We start from the raw sequence: 15,673 nt of genomic DNA on the forward strand, positions 1-15,673 counted from the left end.
ATTGCGGCCTTAGTCATTGTTCATGCTCCCGTTGACCTGGAGCCACTGACGCAGGGCGCGCATAAGATCGCGGTCGCGGTTGCTGGCTCCAGAAATGTTGATGATGGGCAAGGCGGCGCGCAGGATGGATTCCAGCGTATCGCCAACCATGGTTGCGTCATGGTCCGGCAGGTTTCGGCCTTTGGTCACGACCTCGAAAGCGTGGGCGATATCGGCCTGTGCGCCGATAAGCTGCGTGTTCGCCTGTGCGAGCTGGCGCTCGACGTAGGCATCGCCTTCCGACTTGGTCGCTGTCGCGTTGGAAAACACGAGGCGCACGGGCGGGCGGCGGTGCGGCAGGATGTGGATCTCGGCGCTCATTGCCAGATACCCCCCTGATTGCGCAGGTCGACGACTTGCACAGCGGGTGCCGTGGAGCGGAAGTGCGCAAGGGTGATAACTACGATCTCGATTGCGCAAAGCGCCTCAATGTCGGAGCGCATTGCCTCGCTGGCTGCTTCCATGCGGAAGCGAACAAAGAGAATGCGGATCATGTGCGCGCATCCCTTGCCAGGTGGCGCTCGTACTCGACGACGCGGGAACCGCAGATCGACGCGGCCATCAACAGCGCGATAAAGGCAACAGCAGTCACGCTGATGACAATCGTGCGGCAAAGTGGCATCGGGCGCGCCTTGTGAAAGGTGCCGAGGTTTTTACAGGTTAGCGGGTAAGCGGGGGATATCTGGGTCAAGTTGGCCTCCATCCGTTCGGGAAACCGTCTCCGCAGAGACGGAAACCGGAACGGATGTTTCAGGCGGCTGCGCGCTTTTCCAGCACGCGCTTATCGTAGGCGCGGACAACAGCCTCTGTGCCGCAACGCCTAATTTCGGCATCAGTGAACCATTGGCGCAGGTCGGTTACCGTGCAGCCGTCGCCAACGCGAAGGACTGCGTCGGACATGGCGTCCTTCAGCTCAGAGTCGGTTTTGGTATTGATATGCAGCATTGCGGTCTCCATCCGTTAAGGGGTGGACCGGACGGCGCGAGGCAGGGGGTAAGGGTCGCCGTCCGGTCTTTTTCCGAACCGTGTAAGTTCGAATGGACGGAATTTCGCGATAATCGCAAAATAAGTCAAGAGTTAAAATCGCGATAATCGCTACGTCGATATTTTTAACCGCAAGACGTTTTGCGCCATTGGGCGACCGAATCAATAAAAATCAGACTCGACTCTCTGTTGAGTTGATGCTTTTTTAGCGTGAACGTAACCAGAACATTGAGGCAAAAATGAAGAGGCCGCCAATTGATCACCCGCATGCAATGAGGCTCATTGTCGAGCTTTCAAGCCTGTATGTGGCCTGTGACGATTGCGGTCATTCGAGAATTCTAGGTTTGGATAACTTGCGCAGAGTAGGTGATCTCGGCGTCTTTAACTACATGCAACTGTGCCGGAAGATCAGGTGCAGTGAGTGCCCAAAAACCCTTCCGGCATTTAGAAATTTGACCATCCGCCCGACATGGCGGGTTGATCAACTTAATCAAAGCATGGCGTGAAAAACTACTTTGTGGATGCTGAAAACCTTACTTGAGGGGAACTCCAGTTCATGTTCCTCACCGGGGCCGGGGTTGTACTGGTAGAGCCGCAGGATGTCCGAGTTTTGGCTTTCATATCGCTTGATGTAGCTGGATACCTCATCGTCTTCGTTGTCGCCTAAAATCTGAACAATGACATCGTCGCCTTTTCGGTAGCGGGCATGAGGGTTAGCCCATGCAGTTTCACCGTGATAATAGCGAGGCTCTCCGGAGCTTCCTTGGATCTGCACAGCATATGCGCCTTCAACGCCTTCCAGTCCTGGCGGGCAAAACACACGCGCGATGTCCTGCCCGTTCATGATAAATCGGCCGTTGGCTCCGGCGGATATCTGCCCTCTGAGCGGGATGGAGACGTCGCCTGGGAAGCTCTGCCAACGAGGCGGGAAACTCGCATTCGGTTGGGGTCGTTTTAGTCCCGTAACGGTATCTGGGTCGCTTGGCGAAAGCCAGCGCGTCATTTCCTCGTAGCCTGGAGGAAGCTCGTTGAAATGGCGTGCGATCGCCTCAAGCTCTTGTACGTCGATTTTTCGCTGTTCTTTCGCTCCGGGCTGCATCCTGCTCACAACCGTCGGCGTAACGCCAATTGCAGCCGCAAGCGCATTCGCGGCGCCTCGCTTCGCCTTGAGCTTTTGTTGAAGCCAGATCTTAATTTCGTGCTGTGGGTCTTGCATGGCTCGACTTTCGCGTAATTCGCAAAAAAATCCATCGCGAAAAACGCAACATACGGGTTGACATTAAATCGCGATAATCGCAAAGATCGCGACATGAGCGAAAACCACCTAGAACCGGCGAAGTCTGTGATTGCCAAAATCGGCATCGAGAGAGTGTCTGTTGTAACAGGCAAGCACATTTCGCGCGTGTACAGGTGGATGTATCCGAAAGATCGTGGTGGCACCGGAGGGATAATTCCTCAGGCCGATGCCTTCCTGCTTTTAGATCACGCTAAATCGGAAGGCATTCAGCTTTCTGCAGAAGATTTTTTCAGGGTTTCTCGGAGGGCTGCGGAATGACGGCAATCCGAACCATTTCAAGTGCTGCGCGCTGGGTCGTCCCCTTGTTGCTGCGCACCCGCCGTGACGCTCCTCCTCCCAGCTCCGGCGGACTCTCTCTTGGTGGTTCTCTTTCATGTGGGCCGCCTTTGCTTGGTTGGACTCTACGAAGCTAATCGCAGCTCGCAGCAAATTCACCGGAAGAATTTCCGAAAAGATTCCCTTGATTTTCGAGGACGATTTCGTGCGCCCAGATGACACCGAAACTATGCGCCCCACCTCTCAGGAAGAGCGGCGCGACTTGAAAGCCACCGTTGGCCGTATGCTCCGGCAGGTCGGTGCATCGAACGTTGCGAAGGAAAGCCGTCTCGGCGAGGCGCACCTTTCCCGCTGCACGTCGCCTCGCGAAAAGGACTTCATGCCGATTGATGTCGTTGTCGATATCGAGCGCATGGCTGGTTACCCGCTCATCACCGAATTCATGGCGAAGCTTAGCGGTTACGAGCTGATCGCATCGGGCGCTGTGGCTGATGCCCCTGACATGGCGGATGTCAGCCGTTTGGCGGACACCAAAGGCAAGCTGCTCTCGATGCTGATCTCATCTTTCCTTGACGGAAAGATCGATAATCACGAGCGCCGTACGCTTCTTCCAATCCTCGACGATGCAATTGCCCAGATGCAGGATCTGCGCGCCGGATTGATCGGTGGTGGGCAATGACCTTGTCCATGGCCGAAACCAGCCGCTCCAAGCTCGTGAAAGACGCCCGCACCGCGCGGGTTCTTGAGCTTTGGGGGAGCGGCAAATCCACCCACGAAATCGCAACCGAATTGAACCTTGCCGAGAGCGAGGTTTGCCGCATTCTTGAGGAGGCAGGACATTGAAGCCTAACGAAAGCGTTCTTGATCTACCCTCCATTTCCGATGCTGCTCGTGCACTCCTTCGCGAAGTTCGCTTCGCAGGTGGTCGACTGACTGTTTCCGCGACGTTCGTTGCAAGGGGGCTTGCGCTCGAACTGCGTAAAGCGGGCTACGTCCATATCGGCGAATCCGGATGCGACCTTCGTTTGACTGGCTTTGGCCAGGCGTACCTTGATCGATTGATGAGGGCGCATTGATGGAGGCGTTCGACAACCTACCGGCGCCGGTTCGCGCGGCCATCAATTTTGCAGGTTTCGAGTTTCCGCCACGCATGGCTGTCAGGCTGCTCGGTCGCGGTGCCTCGCCGGAGCGCGCCGCCGAGATTATCCGCGATACGGATCTGCGTCTGCTTAGCAAGCGCCAAGGCGGTGCGGCATGAGAACGCAAACGCTGCAAATGCCGAAAGAAACCGGACTTGCCGTCATCATGGCTGCCGTTCGAACCGGTGAATACCGGTGCCAAAATCCGCAGGAGGTTCGCGCAGCTTGCTTGGCAATGGCTCACAGGTATCTCACGCGTGACGCCAAGGACGGCAATCTGTTTCGTCCTGGCGAAAAAGCGGTGGCGATTCTGGAGCGTGCGCGCGAACAGGGCAAGCTGCCGGATGAGCTTGAGCTGGTGAATTCGGCGATGAAGGTCGCTGTTGCTCGCGACCCCAAATCAATCGACGTCGGGGACCGGCTTCGCGGCCTGGATGAAAAGACCGTCCTCGCCCTGATGGATGCATTTCGTCGAGACGGGCAGCGTCAGCCGATCGATGTCTACGGCAAAGAAACGGATGCAAAGGCGAGGCTTGGCGCTGGTGGTCACAGGCTGGAGGCATGCTCGCGTCTCGGCATCAAGGTATTGTGCTTCCATAACGACGGTGACGAGCTGGACCGCCAGCTTTGCGAGATAGACGAAAATCTTGTCCGGGCGGATCTCACGCCAACCGATAGAGCCTTGTTCCTTGCTCGTCGCAAGGAGATCTATCTCGTCAAGCATCCCGAGACGGCGCGTGAAGCCACGCTGAAAAAGGGCGTGGAAGTCCCGTCTCGCCAAATTGGCGAAACGGCAAATCGGTTCACGGCGGCAACCGCAGAAGCGACCGGACAAAAAGAGCGTACCATTCAGCGCGATGTCGAGCGCGGCGAGAAGATCTCGAAGTCTGCTCTGCAGCTTCTGCGCGGCACTCGGCACGACAAAGGTGTCACTCTTGACCAGATCAAGCGTCTGGAAACGGCAGAGGCGCAGGAGCAGTTTGCACGTGACCTCATTGCCTCGGACAAGGCGATTTCAGCCGAGAGCAAGAAGATCCGTGCGGCGCAGCAGGCCAGCAACCGAGAGTCCCGCATTCGCCTGGTTGGCCTTATTGCCGAGACGGGCCGTAAAGCCGGTGGAGACCTGCCGCGCCGCGCTTACGCTGTTGGTTACGCCGATCCGCCATGGCCGCAGGAAGCATGGAGCGACGAGACAGGGCAGGACAAGGGCCTGAGATATCCGTCGATGTCCGTCGACGAAATCAAAGATCTGTGCGCTGGCGAGAAATCACCGTTCACACCCGATGCGGTCGTTTGTCTCTGGGTGACGGCAAACCGCCTTCCTGACGGTCTGGCCGTGCTGGATGCTTGGGGCTTCGAGTATGTGACCTGCATCGCATGGGACAAGGTCAACATCGGTATGGGTCGCTGGGTACGCGACCGGCATGAACTGCTGCTCATTGGAAAGCGAGGCAGAGTTTCTCTGGCGCCCCTCATGGGGACGCAGCCGGAAAGTCTCTATTCTGAGCCCAAAACCGAACACAGCCGCAAACCGGTGTGGTTTGCAGAGCAGATCGACCGTCTCTGGCCCACGCTGCGGAAGCTGGAGCTGTTTCAGCGCAAGGAAAGCTTGGCTGATGGCGATATCAGGCTGAACGGCAAATGGGATTTCTGGGGCAACCAGGCGGGTGCGCCCGAGATCATCTATGAAAGTCCGCCTTGTAAGCTTTTCAGCACGCCGGAAGGCGGTGCGGCATGAATGCTTACGCCGGAAACCTCTTCGACCTCCGTCAATCTGTTGCCGTTCCTTCTCTCGGTCCACATGGTCCATTCATCGTCGATAGCTTCGCTGGTGGCGGTGGCGCGTCTACCGGTATTGAACAGGCGCTTGGCCGGTCGCCTGACTTCGCCATCAACCACAACGCGGCGGCGCTGGCGCTGCATGAGGCAAATCATCCTGAGACGATCCACCTCTCGGAAAACGTCTACAAGATCGATCCGCTCGATCACCTGCGCGGCAAGCATATTGGCCTCGCCTGGTTCTCCCCCGATTGCAAACATTTCAGCAAGGCGAAGGGCGGTAAGCCGGTCGAGCGCAATATTCGCGACCTGTGTTGGATAATTCCCGGCTGGATAGAGCGCATCCAGCAGAGTGGCGGCAAGGTTGATGTCGTCATCATGGAGAACGTCGAGGAGTTCAAGGATTATGGCCCTCTGATCCAGACCGACAAGGGATTGCGGCCAGATCCGGAGCGCAAAGGCCAGACCTACCAGAAATGGTGCAAGAAGCTTCGGCAGCTCGGTGCGAAAATGGAGAGCCGCGAGATCCGTGCACGCGATTACGGCGCCACGACCATCCGAAAGCGCCTCTTCGTGATCATGCGTTTCGACGGAAAGCCGATTGTCTGGCCGGAAAAAACGCATGGCGCGCCGGATGATGCTGACGTGATTGCCGGTCGTAAATTGCCTTGGCCGATCATGGCGGATGAGGTCGATTGGAGCCTTCCTTGCCCGTCGATCTTCGATACATCTGCCGAGATTTGGGAAAAGTTTGGCTTGCGGTCTGTGCGTCCGATCGCTGATGCGTCTCAGTCACGCGTTGCGCGGGGTTTTGATCGCTATGTACTGAAGGCAAAGCGGCCATTCCTGGTCAACCTGACCCACGGCGGCCGGATTGAGGATCTCGACGACAGCCTGAGGACGATCACCGGAGCGCATCGCGGCGAAAAAGCTTTAATCGCGCCTCACATCATGACCATGCGAAATGCCCAGAAGCCGTTTTCCGCAGTTGATGAGGCAACTCACACGATCACTGCAGGCGGCGCACATCAGATGCTGGTGGCACCTGTTCTGACCTATGCCCAGCAAGGTGGCGCTTGCCGTTCCGTGGATGGGCAGTCGCATACCATCACGGCCAGCAAGAAAGATCAGAATTCCGTTCTGGTCGGCTACATGGCACAGGCCAACAATGACAGCCGGCGTGTCGGCGGCGTCAATCCGGGCCGTGGGTTGGATGAGGCTTTGTCGACCGTAACCCAGAAGGGCAGTCAGCAGCAGCTCGTCTCCGCCTACATCGCGCGCGATTTTGGAACCTCAACCGGTCACAGTGTCACGGAACCTTCCGCGACCATCATGCCGGAAGGGCAGGGCAAGAGCCGCCTGATCATGCCGTATCTGCAATCCTACTACGGGACCGGCGAAGGCGCCCGTGAGGACGACGCCTGCCGCACGATCACTACGCGCGATCGCTTCGGGCACATTGAGGCGAAAGTGGACGTTCCGCCCTTCACGGAAGCGCAGGCAGCGCGGGCACGGCAGGTGGCAGACTTCCTACGCGCGCATGGCGTCTGGGATGAGCGTGAGTTCGTGACCATTGAAATCGATGGCGTAGTGTTTGTGGTCGTCGATATCGGCATGCGCATGCTCTCGCCGCGTGAGCTCTTCAACGCTCAGGGTTTTCCGCGTGACTATCAGATCGAAGGGTATTTTGACCGCTCGCAGGCCGATGCGCCGGTATGGGTGCCGTTCTCGAAGGAGGTGCAGGTCTCGTGCGTCGGCAATAGCGTTTGCCCACCTGTCGCAAAGGCTCTGGTCGCCGCAAACTGCGGCCACCTTGCAGTCACGGCGGTGGCAGCATGAACCTGCTCATTCCTCGTATCGAACGGCTGGAGGCGGCGCGGACACGCGAGGAGCGGGCAGCGTGGCTTCTGACGTGCCCGCTCGACGTTCTGCTCTCCTGTGAAATGACCATCCGGAACCGGCTGCTCAACGCCCATTTTCGTGAGGGCCTCGACTATCTCGACATCGAACTGACAGGTCTGCGGCGCGAGCGCGGCGCAGACGGGGACAAATCATTGCGCATGGAAGTCGGTGCAGCACGAGGGCGTCTGGAACGCATCGCGCTCGGCATTCCTGCGATACGCTATTAAGGGGGGCGGGCAGATGAATGAGCCCAGACTATCCATCATTCCCGGCTGGATCATCGCAGATCCGCGCCTGAAAGGGAAAGACCTGCAAGTGCTCTGCATGCTTGGTCGGAACGCAAACACGCGCCACGGCTGGTGCAGGCGCAGCCAGGTGAAACTTGCGCAGGCGCTGAGCTGCTCGCGTTCGACGGTGCAGGCTTCCATTACGCGGCTCGTCGAGATCGGCGCGTTAGAACGGCGTGAGGTTCTCAGCTCCAGTGGCCGCGACAGCGCACACTGGTATCGCGTGATCTACGATTCTGCCGTCGATAGCTCTGCGTTTGATGCATGGGACGAGGACGATCAAAAGGAATTTGATCCTAATTCTGAGGGCGATCATTCCGCACCCCCTGCCGGTATATCGGCACCCCCTGCCTACCCAGAGTCGGCACCCCCTGCCGACTCTGGACCGGCACCTATTAACGCCTATCCTTTAACGGCTCATGTTGAACGAAAAGAGAGAGACGCGCCTGCGGGCGGTGGTTTGAGGAATGAGGAAGAAAATCCGAAATTGATCGAAACGGCGTTTAAGCGGTTCTTCGTTGGTTGGAAAACCGCGATCAGCGATAGCGAGCCGGATGCACGCCGGGAATGGGCATTGCTCACGCCGGAGGAGAGGGCGCAGGCTCTGGAGCATTCGGACGCCTACCAGGCCGCAGCGTTGTCGATCGGACGCAAGCATCTTTGCTCCGCAGCAAAATACCTGAAGGAGAAGCGCTGGACGAAGCTTTCCGCCCAAAAGATCGTATCTCCGCAGGCAGAGAGCAAGGAGGTCTTCACGGTGTTCTCTCGCGCTGGCCGCGCCCTGCTGACCTCAAAGCTTCTGCAGCCGGTCCGGGTATTGTCGTTGACGACTTTGGAGCAGCACATCATCGATAATAACCCGGAGAAGAGCGACCTCATCTGGCGGGACAAGAATGAGAAGCAAGGCTGGCCAGAGGCTGTGCAGCTCATCGAACGCAAGCGCTTCACTGTCGTCAACCGCATCGTTGAGATCAGCAAGGACTTTGAAAGGGTCTCTGTGGGTGGTGAGGTCTGGGAGGCTTGGAAGCGCGCCTATGCGGAGCGTTGCTGGCCTTGGCCTTCTGCTCCTGAAGTCTTGGAGTTCGCGCAGTTCCCACCTTTGCCGCCTGATGTGAGCGACCTGGACGCTGCTGTCGCTGTGGCCATAGACAACTTCAATGCCAGACTGAACGAGGGACGGAACGATGATGCAGCATAAGTTTGGTCATATCTCGCATGTCTCTCTGATGGGTATAATGAAGCTTGAGCGCATCGCGAGGGAGACAGCGCGGATCGCTCACGAGCGCGAATCTGCCTCGAAGGTGAGGGCGCATAATTCAACCGAATCGGCGTGGGTGATCGCCCGAGTGGACTACGGAAGAGAAAAGACTGTTGAAAGTGCCATGATCGAAGCCGGTATTGAGGCTTGCGTCATCATGAGAATGGGGCCGGAAAGAAAGCGTCATGGACGGCGGTTGCCAGCCTCCAGCCTACCAGTCTTCAACGGAATTGTGTTCGTTTACTGCCTGCCGGATAACCATGCTTTGCGCGGTATCCTGTCGTTTGAGGGTGTAAAAAACATCGTTATGGGCAGCGAGAAAGCCATTCGTGTGAGTTGTGAAACCATCAATGAGTTCAAGGAATTGGCGCAGAGCGGCGCTTATGATTTCAGCCGCAGCGCAGGCGCGATCAGGAAAGGCGACAAGGTCAGGATAACGAGTGGTCCATTCGTCGGCTACGAGGTGTCGGTGGATGCATTCGGAGAGGGTGGGCAGGGTGATGCTGTCGTTACCGTCGTAATTTTCGGAAAGCCAACTGTGTTCAACATGCCGCTTGCAATGCTTGAGAAGTTGTGAGTACAAATCTGCCCACGGTCGATGCGGTTCTTAGTGGCGATTACGTTTCACGCCCGCACCCAGTCCTGACAGTCTCCCAAGTGAGACACCGATTCAGGGTCAGTGCTACAGCTATGAGATCTTGATGAGGCGGCCAGACGGTCGCCTTTTTGCATTGTGGGTATGGGCAGACTTACCACTCTCAAATCAAGGATCGGCAAGCTGCCGCCTCGTCTTGGTCCAATGCCAGGCGATGAGCAGGATCGGGACCGTCAGCGCGATAACAGTCTCGCATACCGAGCTTGGTACAAGACGAGCCGATGGCAGAAGCTTCGAATGTCCGTGCTGATCCGTGATCACTTCACTTGCCAGATGGTTGGCTGCGGTCGCGTTGATGGTAACACGTCGAGATTGGTGGCTGACCACAAGATGCCTCATCGCGGCGATGAGCAATTGTTCTGGGATGAGAACAACCTGCAGTGCCTTTGCAAGCCTTGTCACGACCGATTGAAGCAAAAGCAGGAACGAGCCGCTGGTCGGTAGGGGGGGCGGTCAAAAGTCTGGAAAGCCCTTCGCCTCTAGACCCGCGCCCCCCTCATCGAGAGATTTTTTTTAGCCATGACTGAGAAATTTGACCTGTTCGGCAACCCTTGGGTTGATGCACCGACTAAGCGCGGTCGGCCTCAGCATGAGGTAACTCAACGAAGTCGCAATAGAGTCAGTATGTTAGTGGCTCTTGGTTGGGCAAGCTCCAGAATTTGCGCCGTACTCGGCATCACTTTGCCGACGCTTCACAAGCATTATTTTTATGAGATCCGTCAGCGTGAAGGTGCGCGGGACAAGCTTGAAACGAGGCGGCTTGAGTTGGCTTGGGAACTTGCTGAGAAGGGTAACGTCGGCGCGCTGCGGGAGTTTGGAAAGCTTCTGGATAAGAGCGACCGGATGGAGATCGAAAGGGAGTTGGCGTCAGAGCGGAAGCGTGACGAACCGAAAGCCGCTCCCGAAAAACTTGGGAAAAAGGTTGCTGACGAACGGCGCGCCATTGATGCCGACGCCGATTTGATGGCCGAACTGGAGCGGGAAGCCTCGCACAATGCACACCACTGAGGACTTGCCACGGTTTGCCTGCCCGGACTGGTGGGATCGCCTCCAATCCGGGCAGACACCGATGGCGGAGGTCCCGGTCAACAAGGCGAAAGCTGCGAAGGCGCTGGCGTTCTTCAACCGGCTTCGCCTGCCGGATGTTCCCGGCAACCCGCCTTTGTCTGAAGCTTGCGGCGACTGGTTCCGGGATATCCTTTGCGCATTCCTTGCGAGTGAGGATCCAGAAACGCAGCGCCGCCTTGTCTGGGAACTGCTGTGCATGGTTCCCAAGAAGAATTCCAAGACGACCTATGTTGCGGCGCTCGGACTGACTGCGCTCTTCATGGAGGAGGCCCCGAACCGGCAGATGTTGATCGTAGCGCCCAGCCAGAACATTTCTGAGCGGTGCTTCGGGCAGGCACAGCTGATGATCGAGAACGATCCCAAGCTGAGCGAGGTATTCAAAGTTCAGGCTCACCTGAAGTGCATTACCCGCGTCAAGACCGGGACGAAGCTGGACGTGAAGACGTTCGACACTTCAATTGTTACCGGGGAAATCCCGGTCATGACGATCATCGACGAACTGCATGAACTTGGAAAGGTTTCTAAAGCCACGCGAGTGATGCAGCAGATCCGGGGCGGCGGCATTACTAAGCAGCGCGGTCAGGTCCTGATGATAACGACCCAATCAGATGAGCCACCGGCAGGAATATGGCGCATCGAACTTGATAAGGCGCGGGCGATTCGTGACGGACGTGGCGGTGCGTCACCCATCATGTTGCCGGTGCTGTACGAGTTCCCACGTCAGCAACAAGTAGATCAGGACTTCTGGCGCAATCAGAAACACTGGGAATATTTGTTGCCGAACCTTGGCCGCTCGATCGATCCGCAAGCGCTGATTGATGACTACGAAAACAACGGCAAGGTCAGCAAGGAAACAGAGCAAGTCTGGGCAAGTCAGCACCTAAATATCGAGATCGGTGTGGGTCTTGGAGGTGACGGATGGTCCGGTGCAATGCATTGGGAATCTTGTATCGACGTCAAGATTACCGGTCTCGACGCTCTTCTTGAGCGGTCGGAGGTCTGCACCATAGGCATCGACTGGGGCGGCGCGGACGATCTGGCGGCACTTTACGTCATTGGCCGTGAAAAGCGGACAAAGCGTTGGCTTGGTTGGGGGAGAGCTTGGGCGCGTCCTACGGTATTTGAGCAGCGAAAAAGCATTGCGCCTCGTCTTCGGGAATTCGAAGAAGCTGGAGACCTCGTCGTTTCTCGATCGGGTGAAGAACAGGCATCGTCAGCCGCAGCGATCTGCAAAAAGGTTCACGACAGTGGACTCTTGCCTGAACAGTCCGGGATAGGCCTCGACAGTGCCGGGATCGCACTCTTGCTCGACGCTTTAGAAGAGCTTGGCATTGAGCAGCCTCTTGTTCAGGCCGTTGCGCAGGGGTGGAAGCTGCAAACGGCCATCTCCTCTGTCCCTCTGAAACTTGAGGATGCCCGTTTCCTGCATGGTGATCAGCCCATGATGTCGTGGGCGGTCGGCAACGCGAAACAAACCCTCAAGGGAAGCAATTACGTGGTGACGAAGGAAGTCTCCGGCGCCGCGAAGATTGATCCGCTTATGGCGCTCTTCAACGCCGCGATGCTGATGTTCCACAATCCGGAGGCGGCGCGAGCCGTCGACATGAATGATGTTATCTCCAATGCGGTGTTTGTCTGATGGGCCTCTGGAACCGACTGTTCGGAAAAAAGCTGACTGCCCGCGACAGCGAGCTGTATGAAATCTGGGGCGGCGGTGAGACGTGGGCCGGTGAGCACGTCTCTACCCAAGGGGCATTGAACCTCTCTGCGTTCTGGGCATGCACGCGTGTGACCGCGCAGACAATTGCAAGCTTTTCTCTTGAGGTCATGGAAAAGCGGTCTGACGGTGCCAGGATACGGGTTTCGGATCATCCGTTGCAGGAGCTGCTCGACGAAAGCCCGAACGCTGATCAGACCTCAATTGAATTTTGGGAAGGCCGTGTTCTCGGCCTTTGCACGTCGGGAAATGGTTTTGCTGAGAAAGTGTACTCCGGTGATAGGCTTGTCGCGCTCAATCGCATGCCAGCGGACACTTCCGTCGAGCGGTTGCTGGACGGATCTTTGCGATACCGTTTCAACGATCGTGGAAAGCTGATCGATCTTCCGGAAGACAAGGTGTTTCACCTTAAGGCGTTCGGAGACGGTGACGTAGGGATGTCGCCAGTTGCGCATGCGCGACAGACGCTCGGCATCGCCATCGCATCTGAGCGTGCCGCAGGACAAATGTTCGGCAAGGGTATGAGAGCGAAAGGTTTCTTCACCTTCCCCAACCAACTGTCGCCGGAGCAACGAGCGGAAGCCCGCAAAAACTTTGCCGAAAGGTATAGTGGGCCGAACGCACCTGGTGTCGGTATTCTTGAAGCGGGCGTTGACTTCAAGTCGGTCAATATTACACCGCGTGACGCCGAGATGATCCTCAATCGCCGGTTCAATGTTGAGGAGATCTGCCGCTGGCTGGGTGTTCCACCAATCATTATTGGGCACGCCAGTGATGGTCAGACGATGTGGGGATCGGGTGTATCTGCAATAATGCAGAGCTGGCTCAACCTTAGTCTGCGTTCGCAGCTTCGCCGGATCGAGAAGGCAATTTCCAAACGCATCATGACGCCGGAAGAGCGGCGCCGTTTCAAGGTCAGGTTCAACTACGAAGATCTTTTGAGGGGCGACAGTCAGGCGAGAGCAGCGTTTTACACCTCGCTGTTGAATGCTGGCGTCATGACTATCAACGAAGTTCGTCGCCTCGAAGGTTTGCCGCCGGTGGATGGCGGAGACGTGTCGAGAATGCAGATGCAGAACGTGCCGATTACCGAGGCTGTCAATGCGATCCTCGGGGTTCGTGTGTCGGAAAAAGGAGATAGAAAATGAGCCTCCGCGCTTTGCCCGAATTGCATTGCCCTGATGGCGTGACTGGCTCTGTTCATCTTACGGAGAAAGCTCTGCAGATGTATCGCCCTATGGAGATGCCTCGTGCGGCCGCAGTCGATGGATCCGACGTCATTACCGTCCTAGATGTTATCGGTTACGACTGGTGGACTGGTGAGGGGGTGACGTCAAAGCGTATCTCCGGTGCGCTACGTCAGATCGGGGATAAGCCGGTTACCGTCCTGATCAACTCTCCGGGTGGCGACTTTTTTGAAGGCGTCACGATTTACAACCTGCTCCGAGCACATCCTGCAAAGGTGACGGTTCAGATTCTTGGCATTGCGGCTTCAGCCGCTTCTGTTATCGCAATGGCCGGTGATGAAGTTCAGATTGCCAAGCTCGGGTTCGTAATGGTCCATAATACCCAGTGGGTTGCTGCAGGGGACCGGCATGTCATGTACGAGACCGGCGACATCATGAAGGTTTTCGATGAAACCTGCGCCGAGATGTATGCGGATCGTACTGGGCAAGAAATCTCCGACATCCAAAAAATGCTGGACGCCGAGACATGGCTTGGCGGACAGGGTGCAGTTGACAAAGGTTTCGCTGATAAGGTGGCCGATTTCGACATTGAGACATCGAGCGTCAGCAATTCGAAACCAGCCCTGTATCGGCTGGAAGCGGCGCTTGCTTCCGGTAAGCCGCTTCCACGTTCTGAACGTAGAAAACTGATCAAGGAAATATCTGAAGGCATGCCGGGCGCTGCACCTCAGAACGTCATGCCGAGCGCTGACGATGATGCGATTGACCGTCTGCGCCTCGCTGCGGCCAGACTTAGCCTAACACGGGCCTGAAACGCCCATCTCACAATAGGAGCCTAGCAATGGCTGACGATATCCGCGACCTGCTCAAGCAGGTAACGAATGATCTTTCGCGCGTGAACGACGAGTTCAGCAAGAAAGCTGAAGAGTGCCTCGCAGAGGTAAAAAACACCGGCAAAATGTCCGAGCAGACGAAGCAGGAAGTCGACAAGCTCGCGACATCGCAGACAACCCTTTCCGGCAAGCTGGAAGATCTGCAGGCCCGCTTGGGTGAAGTCGAGCAGAAGGGCGCACGTCGCGGCGGCAGTGGATCTGACGACTTCAAGTCGATCGGACAGCAGGCCGTCGAAAATCAGGCGATGAAGGATTTCGCGGCCAGTGTTCAAGCCGGGCGCCGTGTCAGTGTCCCGGTCAAGAACGTGACGACTTCGCCGGACATTGCGACAGGCATCGTCGAACCGCAGCGACTGCCTGGTATCGATGTGATGCCGAAGCAGCGTCTGTTCATCCGTGACCTGATTGCGCCTGGTCGCACCACATCGCCGGCAATCTTCTGGGTGCAGCAGACGGGCTTCACGAATGCGGCGGCTGTCATTGTGACGGAAGGGACAGCGAAGCCTTACTCGGATATCGAGTTCAACACGAAGATTACGCCTGTCGCGACTATTGCTCACATGTTCAAGGCGTCCAAGCAGATCATGGACGACTTCGCACAGTTGCAGTCCACCATCGACGCCGAGATGCGCTATGGCCTGAAATACGTCGAAGAGCAGGAAATCCTGTTTGGATCGGGTGCAAACGGCCATCTCGAAGGGATCGTTCCGCAGGCTTCCGTGTTCGCTCCAGCCTTTGCTCCGGATGCGCGCACGCCGATAGACGATCTTCGTCTGGCCATCCTTCAGGCGCAGCTTGCTCGCCTGCCGGTTGACGGTTTCGTGGTTCACTTCACCGACTGGGCCAAGATCGAACTGGCGAAGGATGCTAACGGCGGCTACATTCTGGCTAACCCGTTGCGCATTGCAGGTCCCACACTCTGGGGTCGCCCAGTTGTCGAGACTGAAATTCCTGCGTTCGAAGGCGAGTTCCTTGCCGGTGCATTCCGCACGGGTGCTCAGGTGTTTGATCGTGAAGATGCGAATGTGGTGATTTCCACCGAAAACGCCGACGACTTCGAAAAGAACCTGATTTCCATTCGCTGCGAGGAGCGTCTCGCGCTCGCCGTGAAGCGTCCGGAAGCATTCGTTTCAGGCCCGTTCGGAACCGCCGTCACCCCCTGACTATGGTGGGCTTCGGCTCATCAAGGCGG

General features: G+C 57.1%; 20 protein-coding genes and 1 pseudogene. 16 read left to right on the forward strand and 5 right to left on the reverse strand.

What is annotated here, in order from left to right; all coding sequences use genetic code 11:
• Window positions 1-9: 9 nt before the first annotated feature.
• The 5 genes from FY156_04515 to FY156_04535 all read right to left on the reverse strand — a co-directional run bounded on the left by FY156_04515 (window position 10) and on the right by FY156_04535 (window position 2,239).
• Entirely contained in the window at window positions 10-360 is a 351-nt protein-coding gene (locus tag FY156_04515; protein ID UXS00809.1) for a hypothetical protein, read from the reverse strand.
• Window positions 357-533, reverse strand: a complete 177-nt coding sequence (locus FY156_04520; GenBank protein UXS00810.1) for a hypothetical protein — start codon at window positions 531-533, stop codon at window positions 357-359. The genes FY156_04515 and FY156_04520 overlap by 4 nt, the downstream gene beginning before the upstream one ends.
• Window positions 530-730: a hypothetical protein gene (locus FY156_04525; protein UXS00811.1), complete on the reverse strand. Its 201-nt coding sequence runs from the start codon at window positions 728-730 to the stop codon at window positions 530-532. The genes FY156_04520 and FY156_04525 overlap by 4 nt, the downstream gene beginning before the upstream one ends.
• A gap of 59 nt (window positions 731-789) precedes the next feature.
• On the reverse strand, window positions 790-981 hold the full coding sequence (locus FY156_04530; GenBank protein UXS03020.1) for a hypothetical protein: 192 nt from the start codon (window positions 979-981) through the stop codon (window positions 790-792).
• A 532-nt stretch (window positions 982-1,513) separates the two neighbouring features.
• Window positions 1,514-2,239 carry a helix-turn-helix transcriptional regulator gene (locus FY156_04535; GenBank protein UXS00812.1) on the reverse strand — a complete coding sequence of 242 codons (726 nt, stop codon included), beginning with the start codon at window positions 2,237-2,239 and terminating at the stop codon, window positions 1,514-1,516.
• A gap of 93 nt (window positions 2,240-2,332) precedes the next feature.
• Between FY156_04535 and FY156_04540 the strand changes: the two genes are divergently transcribed.
• From FY156_04540 to FY156_04615, 16 genes and pseudogenes are all read left to right on the forward strand, one after another.
• Window positions 2,333-2,578 (forward strand): hypothetical protein, encoded by a 246-nt coding sequence (locus FY156_04540; GenBank protein ID UXS00813.1) that lies wholly within the window; start codon window positions 2,333-2,335, stop codon window positions 2,576-2,578.
• Between the two features lie 223 nt (window positions 2,579-2,801).
• Window positions 2,802-3,275, forward strand: coding sequence for a hypothetical protein (locus FY156_04545; protein ID UXS00814.1), 474 nt, complete (start codon window positions 2,802-2,804; stop codon window positions 3,273-3,275).
• The gene (locus tag FY156_04550) at window positions 3,272-3,439 is read left to right on the forward strand and encodes a hypothetical protein (protein UXS00815.1); all 168 of its coding nucleotides are present in this window, start codon (window positions 3,272-3,274) and stop codon (window positions 3,437-3,439) included. Before FY156_04545 ends, FY156_04550 begins: the two co-directional genes overlap by 4 nt.
• Window positions 3,436-3,672 (forward strand): hypothetical protein, encoded by a 237-nt coding sequence (locus FY156_04555; GenBank protein UXS00816.1) that lies wholly within the window; start codon window positions 3,436-3,438, stop codon window positions 3,670-3,672. Before FY156_04550 ends, FY156_04555 begins: the two co-directional genes overlap by 4 nt.
• Window positions 3,672-3,854, forward strand: a complete 183-nt coding sequence (locus tag FY156_04560; protein ID UXS00817.1) for a hypothetical protein — start codon at window positions 3,672-3,674, stop codon at window positions 3,852-3,854. Before FY156_04555 ends, FY156_04560 begins: the two co-directional genes overlap by 1 nt.
• The gene (locus FY156_04565) at window positions 3,851-5,473 is read left to right on the forward strand and encodes a ParB N-terminal domain-containing protein (GenBank protein ID UXS00818.1); all 1,623 of its coding nucleotides are present in this window, start codon (window positions 3,851-3,853) and stop codon (window positions 5,471-5,473) included. The genes FY156_04560 and FY156_04565 overlap by 4 nt, the downstream gene beginning before the upstream one ends.
• Window positions 5,470-7,353, forward strand: a complete 1,884-nt coding sequence (locus FY156_04570; GenBank protein UXS00819.1) for a DNA methyltransferase — start codon at window positions 5,470-5,472, stop codon at window positions 7,351-7,353. The genes FY156_04565 and FY156_04570 overlap by 4 nt, the downstream gene beginning before the upstream one ends.
• Entirely contained in the window at window positions 7,350-7,643 is a 294-nt protein-coding gene (locus FY156_04575) for a hypothetical protein (GenBank protein UXS00820.1), read from the forward strand. The genes FY156_04570 and FY156_04575 overlap by 4 nt, the downstream gene beginning before the upstream one ends.
• Before the next feature lie 13 nt (window positions 7,644-7,656).
• Window positions 7,657-8,901: a hypothetical protein gene (locus FY156_04580; protein ID UXS00821.1), complete on the forward strand. Its 1,245-nt coding sequence runs from the start codon at window positions 7,657-7,659 to the stop codon at window positions 8,899-8,901.
• Window positions 8,888-9,538 (forward strand): hypothetical protein, encoded by a 651-nt coding sequence (locus tag FY156_04585; protein ID UXS00822.1) that lies wholly within the window; start codon window positions 8,888-8,890, stop codon window positions 9,536-9,538. The genes FY156_04580 and FY156_04585 overlap by 14 nt, the downstream gene beginning before the upstream one ends.
• A 162-nt stretch (window positions 9,539-9,700) precedes the next feature.
• Window positions 9,701-10,133 (forward strand): annotated as a pseudogene (locus FY156_04590) (HNH endonuclease).
• Between the two features lie 2 nt (window positions 10,134-10,135).
• Window positions 10,136-10,624, forward strand: a complete 489-nt coding sequence (locus FY156_04595; protein UXS00823.1) for a hypothetical protein — start codon at window positions 10,136-10,138, stop codon at window positions 10,622-10,624.
• Window positions 10,611-12,323, forward strand: coding sequence for a terminase large subunit (locus tag FY156_04600; protein ID UXS00824.1), 1,713 nt, complete (start codon window positions 10,611-10,613; stop codon window positions 12,321-12,323). Before FY156_04595 ends, FY156_04600 begins: the two co-directional genes overlap by 14 nt.
• Window positions 12,323-13,549 carry a phage portal protein gene (locus FY156_04605; protein ID UXS00825.1) on the forward strand — a complete coding sequence of 409 codons (1,227 nt, stop codon included), beginning with the start codon at window positions 12,323-12,325 and terminating at the stop codon, window positions 13,547-13,549. The genes FY156_04600 and FY156_04605 overlap by 1 nt, the downstream gene beginning before the upstream one ends.
• Window positions 13,546-14,400 (forward strand): Clp protease ClpP, encoded by an 855-nt coding sequence (locus FY156_04610; protein ID UXS00826.1) that lies wholly within the window; start codon window positions 13,546-13,548, stop codon window positions 14,398-14,400. Before FY156_04605 ends, FY156_04610 begins: the two co-directional genes overlap by 4 nt.
• Before the next feature lie 29 nt (window positions 14,401-14,429).
• A complete protein-coding gene (locus FY156_04615) occupies window positions 14,430-15,644 on the forward strand; it encodes a phage major capsid protein (GenBank protein ID UXS00827.1) in 1,215 nt (404 codons plus the stop codon).
• Window positions 15,645-15,673 lie beyond the last annotated feature (29 nt).

This window comes from Agrobacterium tumefaciens (genome assembly GCA_025559845.1).
Lineage (GTDB): Bacteria > Pseudomonadota > Alphaproteobacteria > Rhizobiales > Rhizobiaceae > Agrobacterium.

Bases quoted from the DNA above. Each gene is read 5' to 3' on its own strand.
- FY156_04610 (UXS00826.1), top strand. From the start codon at position 13,546: ATGAGCCTCCGCGCTTTGCCCGAATTGCATTGCCCTGATGGCGTGACT.
- FY156_04560 (UXS00817.1), top strand. From the start codon at position 3,672: ATGGAGGCGTTCGACAACCTACCGGCGCCGGTTCGCGCGGCCATCAAT.
- FY156_04515 (UXS00809.1), bottom strand. From the start codon at position 360: ATGAGCGCCGAGATCCACATCCTGCCGCACCGCCGCCCGCCCGTGCGC.
- FY156_04540 (UXS00813.1), top strand. From the start codon at position 2,333: ATGAGCGAAAACCACCTAGAACCGGCGAAGTCTGTGATTGCCAAAATC.
- FY156_04575 (UXS00820.1), top strand. From the start codon at position 7,350: ATGAACCTGCTCATTCCTCGTATCGAACGGCTGGAGGCGGCGCGGACA.
- FY156_04570 (UXS00819.1), top strand. From the start codon at position 5,470: ATGAATGCTTACGCCGGAAACCTCTTCGACCTCCGTCAATCTGTTGCC.
- FY156_04605 (UXS00825.1), top strand. From the start codon at position 12,323: ATGGGCCTCTGGAACCGACTGTTCGGAAAAAAGCTGACTGCCCGCGAC.
- FY156_04580 (UXS00821.1), top strand. From the start codon at position 7,657: ATGAATGAGCCCAGACTATCCATCATTCCCGGCTGGATCATCGCAGAT.
- FY156_04535 (UXS00812.1), bottom strand. From the start codon at position 2,239: ATGCAAGACCCACAGCACGAAATTAAGATCTGGCTTCAACAAAAGCTC.
- FY156_04615 (UXS00827.1), top strand. From the start codon at position 14,430: ATGGCTGACGATATCCGCGACCTGCTCAAGCAGGTAACGAATGATCTT.
- FY156_04520 (UXS00810.1), bottom strand. From the start codon at position 533: ATGATCCGCATTCTCTTTGTTCGCTTCCGCATGGAAGCAGCCAGCGAG.
- FY156_04600 (UXS00824.1), top strand. From the start codon at position 10,611: ATGCACACCACTGAGGACTTGCCACGGTTTGCCTGCCCGGACTGGTGG.
- FY156_04585 (UXS00822.1), top strand. From the start codon at position 8,888: ATGATGCAGCATAAGTTTGGTCATATCTCGCATGTCTCTCTGATGGGT.
- FY156_04565 (UXS00818.1), top strand. From the start codon at position 3,851: ATGAGAACGCAAACGCTGCAAATGCCGAAAGAAACCGGACTTGCCGTC.
- FY156_04595 (UXS00823.1), top strand. From the start codon at position 10,136: ATGACTGAGAAATTTGACCTGTTCGGCAACCCTTGGGTTGATGCACCG.
- FY156_04550 (UXS00815.1), top strand. From the start codon at position 3,272: ATGACCTTGTCCATGGCCGAAACCAGCCGCTCCAAGCTCGTGAAAGAC.